The organism is Streptomyces albofaciens JCM 4342, from assembly GCF_008634025.1.
Classification (GTDB): Bacteria; Actinomycetota; Actinomycetes; order Streptomycetales; family Streptomycetaceae; genus Streptomyces; species Streptomyces albofaciens.
The window spans coordinates 95,833-107,654 of the sequence record NZ_PDCM01000002.1; the positions used below are offsets into that span (position 1 = coordinate 95,833).

An 11,822-nucleotide genomic window follows, 5' to 3' on the forward strand; every position below is an offset into this window, starting at 1 on the left:
GAGCACGTGCAGAGGGATGGTTTCACCGCGGCCGCCATCCGGGTTGTCAGTGGTCGCTCGCATCATGGAAGGCGTGAGTGAGTAGATCGGGGAACCCGACCAGCACCACACCGCGGGCTCTCGGCCGAGGCGTCGCCCAGCTCATCCCCCAGCCCGGCGACATTTCTGCCGCCGGACGCGCCGCCGCTTCCCTGGCCGCGCTGCGTACCGTTGGCACGGTGCGTCCCAGCCCTGTGGGGCGACGCGTACACGTCGCCCCACAGAGGAGAACCAACGGCCGCGGTCCCGTGCGCGGCCGCCGGTCGTGGCTCAGCAGGCTCTGACGTACCAGACGGGGGTCCAGTTGACCGTACGGGCGTCATACGCTCTGGAGGTGAACAGCAGCCGGTGGTTCTTGTCGTAGAACCTCGCCACGGTGCCCGCGGTCTGGTTGTTGACCAAAGGCCCCGAGCCGATCAAGTTGGGCAGCTTGAACTCGAAGTTGCAGTCCTTGTACGCGAACGAGCTGCCGTTGGCGGCCTGGCCGCACACGAAGTAGTACGGGCATTCGAGCTGAGGTTTCGGCGGGGCCGTCCGTGCGGCGGCGGAGGAAACCGTGGCCCCGATCAGTGAGCCGCCCACCAGCGTTCCGATGGCCAGCAGGGCCGTGCCCAGTGTGCGCAGTCCCATGGAGCATCTCCTTGAGGTTGCGGTCCGCGGGCCGGCGGCGCCAGCCCGAGGCCAGTGTGGGCCGTGGGCCGCAGGTGGGCCAGCCGTTTCGGTCGGGCCCGAAAAACGCAGGCCGGGTCCCGTGCCGGGCGGCTCGTAAAGAGCCCCTCGATTCCAGGCGTTGGTGCGGCGACTACGCCGTCCGTCCCGCGAGGCGGAGCACCTCTGGTCCGGCCTTCCGGGAGGCACACGCACAGGCGCCCCACGAACGGCTGGCCCGTGGGGTGCTCCCGGATGCGGCGGCGGTCAGCTCTGCATCATGGCCTTGAGATGGTCCGGGCTCAGCTCGTTCGTACCGCGGTCGGCCGAGCCGCTCTGCGTCCGGGCGAGGGTCGGCGGGATGTGCTTCCTCGCGCGAATACGAAGTGCTCACGGCCGTGTTCTGGCCGTCGGTTTCGGCGAGCTGGGCGAGGTAGGCAGCCAGGGCGTGCGGGCCTCCGCCGCCGTGGCCGAGGACGAGGGCCTGACCGCGCCGACCGTATTGCCGTCTCGGCAAGCTTCCTTGCCACCCATGGTCACGTGCGTGCAGGCTGTGCCCAGAAAGCGCCGGCGCTCACCACTCAAAGCCGGAATCTCTCGGTTTCGGTCGTCTTTCCTTGTGCGCCGGGAACCTCTCCGATCCGAGCGGCACGCCGAGGGCCGCAATTGCCTTACAGAGCAGAGGGGCAGCAGGTGGAAAACCGTCATGTCGTGATCATTCCGATCGAGATCGACGAGGAGATGGAAAGCTCGTATCTCGACGCCTGGCAGAGCGCTGCGGAAGTGATGGCCGCGCAACCCGGTTTCCTTCGTACGTACATGTTCCGCACGATCGTTCCGGGGAGCAGGTTCCCTCTCGTCAACGTGGCGGAATGGGAATCCACCGCGCACTGGGAAGAGGCGATGAACGTCTGCCCGATGCTGGGACAGCAGATAGCCGTCGCCCATGCCTCGAACTACGAGGCGATCCGGACGGTCCTGCCCGCCTCGCAGTGGAACCCGGGCCGCGGTGACGGCCACACCCCCGCCGAATTGTCTCCTGCCGAGGCGCACCGCCGCGTCGTGGACGGGAAACTCACGCTGGTCGATGTCCGCGAGGACGACGAATGGGCGGCACGTCACCCGACCGGCGCCGTCCACGCCCCGCTCAGCATGCTGCCGGCCTCGCCGGCGGATCTGCCTGACGGCCCGCTGGCCTTCATATGCCGTACGGGCACCCGCAGCGCGCAAGCCGGCGCGCAGGCGATCCGCGCAGGACGGACTTCCGTGTACAGCGTGGCGGGCGGCCTGGGGGCATGGGAAGCGGCGGGGTTGCCGGTCACCCACCCCGGTCGCGAGGACGCGGCGAACAACGGTGATCGGGCGGTGAGTTGACCGGGCAGCGGGCCCGGATGGTGCGGTTGCGGCTGTCACAGCGGAGCAGGACGGGCCAGTGAGGGCCGGTCACCGTAAGCCGACAGGCGATTCGCCGTCAGGAACCGTTAACGGCGTAGGTCCTGTATCCCGCCCCCGCCCCTGAAGGTGCAGCCGTGTCCGCGTCGGTGTCGGGCGGCGGGTTCTGCCCTCCCGTCGGGGCATGGCGGAGAGCGGAGCCCCGCGGCCGACCTCACTGGCGCGTGCCGCGACTTCCAGATCACAACCTCCGGGCGCCGGAGGATGCGCGCCGAGGCGGTCCTCGGCCTGGCACCGAGCCGCACGGGCGGCGCAGGTGCTCGGCCGGCTCGGCCGGCGCAGGCGGCGCGGGGCGGCGCGGGCGGCGCGGGGCGGCGCGGGCGCTCGGCCGGGAACGGCTCGAAGGGACCGCGCCTGTACGACTGGGCGTAGATCGTCACAGCCTCGCCACGCCACCACCTGCTCACCTGCCGTTCGATCAGCACGGGCGAACCGCCTGCCATATGGCCTACGCCTCCCCGACCGCTACGTACCGCTCCCTGCGCTCCCTGCACTCCCAGACCGACCTGGTCATGGTCGCCGGGCCGGTGTGCGATCGAAGACGACTTCCAGGACGCGGACCAGAGGGCTGCCTGGGCGCCCGGTCCAAGGTGCTTGAGGGCTTCGCCCGGGCGCGCGTCTGCACCCGGGCATGCGTCTACACCCACGGCTCCTGCGCGACCTCGTCGACCGCCAGATGCCGGTGCAGTCCGGTCAGGAGGGGCAAAGGCGTGATCGTGCGCATGGTCTACTGTCCGGCTAGGCCCAACCTGCGGCGGACGAGCGCGATCAGGGAAGGTCCTCCGCGGAAGCACCACAGGGCGATGACCGGATCGCAGATGGCGCATGCCAGGGATACGTCGTGGGAGAACGGCAGGATCTAGTGACGGATTTCAACGGGATATTGCCAAGAGCTTCCAGAAGGCTCAGAACTGCTCATGCCATAGAGCTGCCGGAGTACCAGTCCGGATCCGGCAAGCCGATGGAGAGGTACGTTCTGGCCATGCACACCGTCGCTGTTCTCGCGCTGGATCAGGTGATCCCGTTCGACCTGTCCACCCCGATCGAGGTCTTCTCCCGGACCCGCCTGCCCGACGGGAGACCCGGCTACCAGGTCCGGGTGTGCGCCGAGCACGACGAGACCGACGCCGGAGCCTTCACCCTGCGTGCCCCCTGGGGTCTGGAAGGCCTCCAGGACGCGGACACGATCATCGTGCCGGGTGTCACCGACCCCACTGCACCGCCCTCTCCCGCCGTGCGCGACGCACTGCGGTCGGCCGCTGCCGACGGCACGCGGATCGCCTCCATCTGCGCAGGCACCTTCCCCCTGGCTGCCACCGGGCTCCTCGACGGGCTGCGCGTCACGACCCACTGGCGTGCGGCCGGGCTTCTGGCCGCCACCTACCCGGGCCTCGACGTCGATCCAGACGTCCTCTACGTCGACAACGACCAGTTCCTCACCTCGGCCGGCGCTGCCGCGGGTATGGACCTGTGCCTGCACATGATCCGCCGTGACTACGGCTCGGCCGTCGCCGCCGACGCCGCCCGCCTGTCGGTGATGCCTCTCGAACGGGAGGGCGGACAGGCGCAGTTCATCGTCTACGACCACGCCCCCACACCGCAGGGCTCCGAGCTTGAGGTGCTGCTCGCCTGGCTACGGGACAACCTGGCCCGCGACTTCACCCTCGCCGACGTCGCCGAGCGGGCCGGGACCAGCACCCGAACCCTGATCCGGCGCTTCCGCGAGCAGACCGGCACCACTCCACTCCAGTGGCTCCACCGAGCCCGCATCCGCCAGGCACAGCACCTGCTGGAAACCACCAAACACTCCGTGGAGCGCATCGGCTACCAGGTCGGCTTCGGCTCACCCACTACCTTCCGCGACCGCTTCAAACGCACCACCGGCGTCAGCCCGCAGACCTACCGGCGCACGTTCAGCTGAACCGGTGGCTCGGAGCCGCCGTCGATCCGATGAGTCTCCGGCCCGGTACAGCGACCTTGCTGCCGTACGCGGCCGGAAACGGGTACGGCCACCGCGTGACCATCGGTTGGTATGTGGACAAACGAAGATCGTGCGGTGGCCGCGGGCCACACCGTAGACCCGGCCCGCTGGCGGGAGATGTGCGTTCCGGGGCCGCCGCGACCGGCCGTCCCTCCCCCGAGATCGGGATGGCTCTTGCCCAAGTGCTGTGCTTGGACGACGACGTACTGGCCGGTACCGCGCTCACCGCCCGGGTCACCCCCGCCTGGAGCCCGGGCGGCAACCTGATCGAGTTCACGTTCCTCGATCCGCGTACCACGCGTGTACGTGTACGAGCGCACGATGGGCGAGAAGCAGTTGTACGTGGACGGCACCGGCATCCTCCGTCTCAAGTTCGAGACGTTTGCGCTCACCGGCCCTGAGGGCCACATCCTGTATGTGTCCGACTATGTGTCCGACCGTGAGAAGCCCTCGGGGCGAGCACCTCGCCACGGCGGCGCCCCTGCGCGGTCTTCCGCTCCGAGGAGCGCTGCGGGCCGTGGACCAGCAGAGCCCTTTCCGCTGCCAGATGGGTTTCCCCAGTTCACGTCACGCCGATCGGCCGCTGATATTCACACCCCGCGACTACGCCTTCGCCCCCCGAGACTTTGGTAGCAGTGCCGCCTACCGCAAGGTCTGCCGCGTCGCTGCCCTCACTCCCCTGCCCGACGGGTACGGACTACTTCTGGTCGTCGACGACACGGGCGATAAGCACACCCTGGCCACCGCAGATGTTGAATACGTACGGGCCATTGCCGATGCTTGTCCCACACCGGAAGTACTGGCCGGCCTGACTGCCCAGCGAGAAATTCGTTACGAGCGCGGGCTGGCCTGACGGCTGACCTGAGTGCTCTCGTCATCCTGCTCATCCTGCTCGGAAGCTAGCACTATGGCCAGCGTCGGCTTCGCTACGCGGCCTGCATGGGCAGGGAGGCGTTCGTAGCGACGCTCTGGCATCCCAGACTCGGACCGTAGTCAGACGCCCAGCCGACCGCCCGGGACCGACACCGGGTCGGAGTCGCGTGCGGGCATCGACATCGCCATGAACAGGGCGACAAACCAGAACAAACCAGTGAAAGCGCCGATCACGTTGACCACGATGACCAACCGCAGGCGCTGCACCCTCCTGCGATAGGCGACGAGCGACGGCACGCTGAGGAACAGCAACGCCACGAGGGCCACGCCCGTCAGCTCCAAGGGGCCTATGTCTGAGAACATCAGCCCACCCTACCTACGTCATCTACGTCCCCTGATTCACCGGACGCGAGGTCGGTCGACACCAACCCGGTGCTCGTTACCGGTCGGAGCACCAGCGGACCGTTCCGGGATCGAAAGCGACCTCTGACTGGGCGGCGTACGCAGGTGCCCGTGCTGCCCTGCGGCCGTACGGCCTAATTCCTTGGAAGCAGCCCGCATTCCTTGGTAGCAGCCCGCGCCGAGGGTCCCGCGGGCCTGACCCGATGCCCGCGACCGCGGCTCCGTGGAAGAGATCCGGGAACCGTTCGGACGGCGGCGCTGGACCCCGTACACGCCGCACGCCGGAGCGACCGAGGTCCGCGATATCGGGTGGGCTGGCTGAGCACAGGAGTTGCCCTATGCCGGCCGTCAGACAACCCAGCAAACAAGGGAGAACGGATGAGCCCCGGCCTGCGGGCCGTCACCTCCCATACGCTCCTGCACCACCAGCTGATGTCAGCCCGCAACCGGAGCCGGGGCCCGGCAGTCCCACTTTCGTGGCGCGCTCACGCATCACGCCGAGAGATCAGCCACCCGCACGGCGAACCCTGGGACGCGACAGCCGAACTGGACGGCTCCCTTCACCGCCCGCTGCCTGCGCCAGGAGTGCGCCCACGCCCCGGTCCGCGAGTTCTGGACCGGCCTGTCCCGATAGGACGATGGCCCGAGTTTCTGGTCAATCCGGTCCGCCGGTCCGGGGCGCGGGTCAGTGCAGCAGGAGGAAAGAGAGGAAAGAGTCGCCCCCTTGCCACTGTGCATCGCAGCTACTTACGCCGCGTGACCTGACCACTTGATGGGCTGCTCCAGGGACGCGTTGAAGGGGGCGCAGGAGGCGTACGATATGGCTCCGGAAGCCGCCACCTCGCCCTTCGGGAACTCGCCGTTATCGCATCTCACCGCTGCGAAGAACGAGCCTCCGATGCACTTGACGCCCACGGTGGTGTCGTCGTGCCAGACCATCGCGCAGAGAAGCCTCGTTGCGTTTGCAGGAGCTGCGGACGCATTCCCCGCAGTAGCCGTGAGTCCTGCCCCGGCCATGACCACGGCCGTCAGCGTACTGACGATCATCCGTTTCATGAACACCCCTTTCCGTCCGGGGCGTTGATGCCCCAGGGACAGCTCATGTTGCTCATGTGCAGGAAATAGAGCAATGGTGATGGAGCCGATCAAGACAATGGATGATCTATCCGCTTGTTACCGCTTTGTCTGCGTGCTGACCGAGCGGGCAGCGGACACACAGCAACCTCGATCACCCAGCGCAACGCCGGTGGGGTGTGCTCGCCGCACTGCGGAGCAGTTGGCCGGGCTGACTACGTCCGGAATGCGGCACCTCGCGAGGACCCGGCGAAATACTTACTGAACTGAGCGTTTCGTCCTGGGGGTGGTGTCTGGTCCTGTCGGTTCAGGTGTCGCGCCAGCTTGGAGTGTTCTCACCGGTGAGGCGGCGGGTCATGAAGTCGATCATCGCGAGCTGGATCAGGGCTTCGCTGCGGTGCGGGGAGGGATTCGTGGTCGCGGACGAGGCGGCGGTGGTGCATGAGCCAGCCGATGCTCCGCTCGATGGTCCAGCGCCGCGGGATGACCGCGAAGCCGCTGCTGCCCGGCGGGCGGGCGACGGGCTGGACGTCGATGCCGAGGCGGGCGCCGTGGTCGATGGCGGTGGTGCGGTAGCCGGCGTCCACTCACGCCTTGGTCACGCGCGGGTGGGTTGCGGCGAAGGGACAGCAAGGTGGCGCCGGCGAACCGGATGAGGCACGTCCGGGGGCCAGCGGCAGGCCGAGGCGCGGCGCCCCGAGGACGACCCGCAGAAGCTGTTCACGGAGGCCTGCCTGCACGGCCTGAACGCGCGGCGGTGCGGTGACGTCGACTCGCTGGACAGCTACCTGCCGCCACCGGTGGCGCTGCTGACCCGCAGGATGGACGATGCTTCGAAGTGCCCAAGCTGTCCGCAACGTAGCGCCAAGGCCGGGGCGTTGACTCGTCCCACCTCCCCTGACACGCCGAGCCTGCCGCGCCCGGCCGCACCGGGCATGACGAGTATCCCCTCAGGTCACAGCACGCGACAGCGCCCAACACGACAAAGCTCGCGACAGGCCCCGAGCCGGTCACCGGGCAGCCCCGGTGACCGGTGACCGGCTTCTCCGTGGGGTCAGAGGCGTTCGCTCCACAACACGGTCGGAGCGATGCGGGAGCGGCAACTCCTCGGGGGACCGCTGCGAGGCGTGGCAGAACGCTCCGCGCCCCGCCGTACACCGTAAAGACCTGCCCGAATCCCTGCTGACCTGGCCCGACGCACCCCGGTGAAAGTGCCGGGCCGACGCGGCGCCGGTCCGGCGGCACGCCCGACCGAACCGCCCCGCCCGTCCCCGACGCCCGCGCCCACCCTCAGCCTCAGCCTCAGCCTCGATCATCTGCCCGGCGAGCGCGCCTCCCCGCCGGTCTGGCTGTGGCCCTCCGCCACCGGCGCCGCTCCGGATGATGTCGTCTTCGCTTGGTCCTACTACCTGTGCTCGCCACACCGATAACAGCCGACCGGCGCAAGCCGCGGGAGAAGAACACCAAGCCCGGCACGCCCCTCACATCGACCCGCATCAGCCGCTGGCTCGGGCATATCCGCCCCCGTCTAGTGCCGCATCATCTAGTACCGCTTCAGACGGCGGGGAAGTTCGGCGACCGATGGCACCGCGACGGCGACGGCTGACGCCCTTGCCGGCCGAGCCCGCTTCTCGGGCCCGGCCGGGCTTTTTCTCGCGGCACCTCTGACCGGCCTTACCGGCGCCTCTGACCGGTCTTAGCGGCACCTCTGACCGGTCCTTACCGTTGACTCTTGGTGACGGTGCCGAGGCCACGGTCCAGGGCGGCGGCCGGCAGCAGCCGCGACAGTGCGCCGGCTGCCCGGACGTCGGGGCCGACGCTGTAGCGGGTTCGGGGCCGGGGGGCGGTCAGTGCCCGGAAGACGGTGCGTGCGACGTCCTGCGGCTGTGTGGCGCTCGACTGGGCCCGTCGTTCGTTCATCCGCATGAATTGTTCGAAGGGGGCTCGGTAGAGATCGGCTATGGCGTCGGGGGCCTGGTTCAAGAGTCCCTCGCCGGTTTCCCGGACCTTGTCCCAGATGGGGGTTGCGATCGCGCCGGGCCTGACGATGGAGACCGAGATGCCGAAGGGGCGCAGCTCACGGCGGAGCGCGTCGCTCATGGCCTCTTTCGCGAACTGCCCGGTCGCGTACGCGCCGAGGTAGGGAATGACCACGCTGCCCAGGCCGGAGGAGACGTTGACGATGCGTCCGCGGGTGCGGCGCAGCTGGGGCAGGAATGCCTGGGTGACGGCGAGCGGGCCGACGACGTTGGTGTCCAGCTGCTGCCGCAGCCCTTCAGGAGGCACGCATTCCATGGGAGCCGCGACGCAGGTACCGGCGTTGTTCACCAGGGCCCACACGCCTTGTTCGTCCACGGAGCGGGCGACTTCGGCCGCTGCCGTCTGGATCGACTTCTCGTCGGTCACGTCCATGAGTACCGGGTGCAGCCGTGCGGAGGTCGCCTCGGCGCGCAGTTTCTCACCGTCCTGCCTCTTGCGCACCGTGGCGAAGACGCGGAAGCCGCGTTCTTCCAGCCGGAGTGCGCACTCCTTGCCGATTCCGGTGGAGGCGCCGGTGATGACGACGGCGCGTCCGGCCGGGGGCAAGGGCGTGGGCCGGCGGTTTGACAAAGGTTTCTCCTTGAGTGGTGGGGTGTGTGGTCCGGGTCGAGTGTGTGGTCCTGGTGGGGTGTGCGGCCCCGGTCGGGTGCGCGGTCCTAGTCGGGTGCGCGGTCCTGGTCGGGTGTCAGTCGTCGCAAGTCTCGGATGCGCCGGGTTCAGGTGCGCCGGGGTCGGATGCGCCGGGTTCGGGTGCCACCGCGGTCAGCAGGGTGTGTACGGAGGTGTCGGCGATGTGGCGGGCTCGCGGCGCCGGCACGATTCCTTCGGTGTAGCTGAAGTTCCAGGCGAGTTGGCCGTGGCTGGTGAGTGCGGTGGCCACGAGGGAGCCTGTCACCGAGATGCTCGCGATGATCTGGGTGCCGGAGATGCGCCACGGGCCCACCCGGTCGGGGAAGGCATAGCGGCCGAGGTTGGACAGGCACAGGTTGATCGGGCCCTGTTCGTCCAGGTGGTGCATAAACGCGTCGGCATCGGCCGGAGTCCTGGGCCCCACCCGGTCCAGCAGATTGATCATGGACAGGTGTTCCTCGCGCTTGCGGCGGTCCGCCAGGTCCCGGCTGATGGCGCGGGCCATGGGCCACAGCGGCGCGCCGGGGCGGTAGAGGACGCGGGTGGGAAGGGTCGCCGCGTAGGTGCCGGCTTCGTCGTAGGAGACGGCGGGTTCCAGTTCGGCGCGGAAGTCGAGCGGGGAGCCGATCGAGAAGTGAGCCGGTTCCCGGGTTTCTGCTTCCAGGGCGACGGCGGTGACCATGGCGGCGGCCAGGGCTCCGTGCACGGTGACGTCGTGCTGCTTGCAGGCGGCCACGAGCAGGTCGAGCTGGTCGGTGGTGAGGGATTTGTGCACCATGCGGGTGCGCCGTTGGTGAAAGGGGACCGGGTGGCTGGGGGTGACGCGCCGTGGCTGAAGCCTTCGGGTTTCTTCCTCGTCGCGCTCGGTCAGGGCCGTGAGGGCGGCGGCGCCCGCCTCGCCCCGGTGGCGGGGCGGGAGCAGGTCTTCCGCGGCCGGCAGCGCCCGGTGCGAGGTACGGGGCGGCTCCTCGCCGGCGCTCAGTTGCGCGGTGAGTTCGGTCCACTGCCTGAGCAGGGTCAGTCCCGTCATGCCGTCGGCTATGCAGTGTGCTGATGTGAGCAGCAGGTCGTGGACGTCCTCGGTGCGTTCGGCGCTTTCCCGGCTGATGACGACGGCTCGCAGCAGCGGTCCGGTGTGCCAGTCGGCGCCCTCGGCGAGTTCGTGCTCGTCGATTTCGCGTTGCCAGCGCGTGTCGGCCTCGGGGTCTTCGGCGGGCACCTGGATGTGGCGCAGCGGTATCGGCCGTCCGCCCACGGGGCGGAACGCGGGGGCCGCCCCTTCCTCGTCGCTGCTGACGGCGACGCGCAGCAGTGGGTGCCGGGACTGGAGGATGTCCAGGGCGCGGCGCAGCAGTGGCAGCTCCAGGGGGCCGTGGACCCGGGTGCGGACGACGCTGTTGAGCGGGGAGGTCTGGTCCGCGATCCAGTACCAGCGTTCCAGGGGGCTGAGGTTTCGCCGGAGGCGTGGTTCGGGGTCCGGGACGGCGGGGAAGGTGAGGGCTTGCTCGTTCTGCAGGGCGAGGTCCTGGTGGGTTGTCAGGCGGAAGTGGTCGTCCCGGGCCTGCCGCAGTTCGGGGGTGTCGGCCTGTTCGAGGTCGCTCATCGACCGGGAGGTGGCGACCATGGTCCGGGTGCGGTCGCGGCGGCGGTCCTCGTACGTCCGCAGGGCGAGCGGGAGGTCGTCACGCGCTCCGGGTTCGGCCAGGGTGTGGGCCAGGACCACGGCGTCCTCGATCGCCATGGCGGCCCCTTGGCCGAGGGTGGTCAGCATGGGGTGCGCGGCGTCGCCGAGGAGGGTGACGGGGCCTTCTCCCCAGCGTTCGAGGAAGGTGCGGTCGCGGGAGGGTACGGCGAGGATGTCTCCGGGCGGGGTGGCCTCGATGACGGCCCGCACCTCGTCGGCCCAGTCCGCGTAGGCGCGGGTGATCTCGTCCTTGGTGCCGTCCCAGGCGTGCGAACGGGCAGTGGGCATGGACTTCGTGCCCCACCAGTAGGCGTGGCCGTGGCCGATGTCGATGAGGCCGAAGCGCTGTCCGCCGCCCCAGTAGTGGCGCACGCTGCCCGGGGGGAAGCCCGGGTGGCGGAAGGGGACGATGCCGAGCCAGCAGACGTAGCCGCTGTCGTGGGACGCCTCCGGTCCGACGAGTTGGGCGCGGATGGCCGAGTGGAATCCGTCGGCGCCGATGAGGAGGTCGCCGTGCGCCGTGCGCCCGTCCTCGAAGCGGACGGTGACGCCCGTGTCGTCGCTCTCGAACGCGGTCGCGGCGGCACCCAGGTGGAGGGGGCAGTCCCCGGCCGCGTCCAGCAGTGCCTCCAGGAGGTTCGGGCGGCTCAGGCAGACACTGGGCGCTCCGACCTTCTCGCAGACCTCCTTGAACGGCAGGTCTCTGATGGTGCGGCCGCGGTGGTCCAGAACGGTGAAGGATTCAATGGCCCGGCCGCGCTTTTCCAGGTCGAGGTCGATGTCCAGTGTGGCGAGCGCGTTGACGGCGTTGGACATGACCGACAGGCCGGAGCCGGCGGCCCGCAGTTTGCCGGCGCGCTCGTGGACGGCCACCTCGATCCCGACGCGCCGGAGGGCGATGGCGCAGGCGAGGCCGCCGATTCCGGCTCCGATGACGATGGCTTTCACCGGTCGGCTCCTTGGGGTGTCTGAGGGTCTCTGGCTTTGCGGAATTCCGGG

General features: G+C 69.3%; 8 protein-coding genes and 2 pseudogenes. 3 read left to right on the forward strand and 7 right to left on the reverse strand.

Going from position 1 to position 11,822, the window contains the following annotated elements; all coding sequences use genetic code 11:
* Positions 1–309 precede the first annotated feature (309 nt).
* A complete protein-coding gene (locus tag CP973_RS21425; RefSeq protein ID WP_150243985.1) occupies positions 310–669 on the reverse strand; it encodes a hypothetical protein in 360 nt (119 codons plus the stop codon).
* 558 nt (positions 670–1,227) lie between these two features.
* On the opposite strand from CP973_RS21425, the gene CP973_RS21430 reads away from it, so the two are divergent.
* Positions 1,228–2,061 carry a rhodanese-like domain-containing protein gene (locus CP973_RS21430; protein ID WP_244409921.1) on the forward strand — a complete coding sequence of 278 codons (834 nt, stop codon included), beginning with the start codon at positions 1,228–1,230 and terminating at the stop codon, positions 2,059–2,061.
* Positions 2,062–2,866: 805 nt separating this feature from the next.
* Here the strand turns inward: CP973_RS21430 and CP973_RS40990 are convergent.
* Positions 2,867–2,998 (reverse strand): annotated as a pseudogene (locus CP973_RS40990) (DUF6010 family protein); the annotation flags it as partial.
* Positions 2,999–3,121: 123 nt separating this feature from the next.
* On the opposite strand from CP973_RS40990, the gene CP973_RS21435 reads away from it, so the two are divergent.
* Positions 3,122–4,060, forward strand: coding sequence for a GlxA family transcriptional regulator (locus CP973_RS21435; protein ID WP_150243987.1), 939 nt, complete (start codon positions 3,122–3,124; stop codon positions 4,058–4,060).
* Between the two features lie 577 nt (positions 4,061–4,637).
* Entirely contained in the window at positions 4,638–4,973 is a 336-nt protein-coding gene (locus CP973_RS40110; RefSeq protein ID WP_167538477.1) for a hypothetical protein, read from the forward strand.
* A 140-nt stretch (positions 4,974–5,113) separates the two neighbouring features.
* Here the strand turns inward: CP973_RS40110 and CP973_RS21445 are convergent, their stop codons facing one another.
* The 5 genes and pseudogenes from CP973_RS21445 to CP973_RS41630 form a co-directional block, all read right to left on the reverse strand.
* A complete protein-coding gene (locus CP973_RS21445) occupies positions 5,114–5,356 on the reverse strand; it encodes a superinfection immunity protein (protein WP_150243989.1) in 243 nt (80 codons plus the stop codon).
* Positions 5,357–6,142: 786 nt separating this feature from the next.
* Positions 6,143–6,544, reverse strand: coding sequence for a hypothetical protein (locus CP973_RS21450; protein WP_150243991.1), 402 nt, complete (start codon positions 6,542–6,544; stop codon positions 6,143–6,145).
* A gap of 232 nt (positions 6,545–6,776) precedes the next feature.
* Positions 6,777–7,089, reverse strand: a pseudogene (locus CP973_RS21455) (IS5 family transposase); the annotation flags it as partial.
* 1,099 nt (positions 7,090–8,188) lie between these two features.
* The gene (locus CP973_RS21460) at positions 8,189–9,079 is read right to left on the reverse strand and encodes an SDR family oxidoreductase (RefSeq protein ID WP_150243993.1); all 891 of its coding nucleotides are present in this window, start codon (positions 9,077–9,079) and stop codon (positions 8,189–8,191) included.
* A 115-nt stretch (positions 9,080–9,194) separates the two neighbouring features.
* A complete protein-coding gene (locus CP973_RS41630; RefSeq protein ID WP_341874844.1) occupies positions 9,195–11,771 on the reverse strand; it encodes an FAD-dependent monooxygenase in 2,577 nt (858 codons plus the stop codon).
* Between the last annotated feature and the right edge of the window lie 51 nt (positions 11,772–11,822).

Bases quoted from the DNA above. Each gene is read 5' to 3' on its own strand.
- CP973_RS21425 (WP_150243985.1), bottom strand. From the start codon at position 669: ATGGGACTGCGCACACTGGGCACGGCCCTGCTGGCCATCGGAACGCTG.
- CP973_RS21445 (WP_150243989.1), bottom strand. From the start codon at position 5,356: ATGTTCTCAGACATAGGCCCCTTGGAGCTGACGGGCGTGGCCCTCGTG.
- CP973_RS21435 (WP_150243987.1), top strand. From the start codon at position 3,122: ATGCACACCGTCGCTGTTCTCGCGCTGGATCAGGTGATCCCGTTCGAC.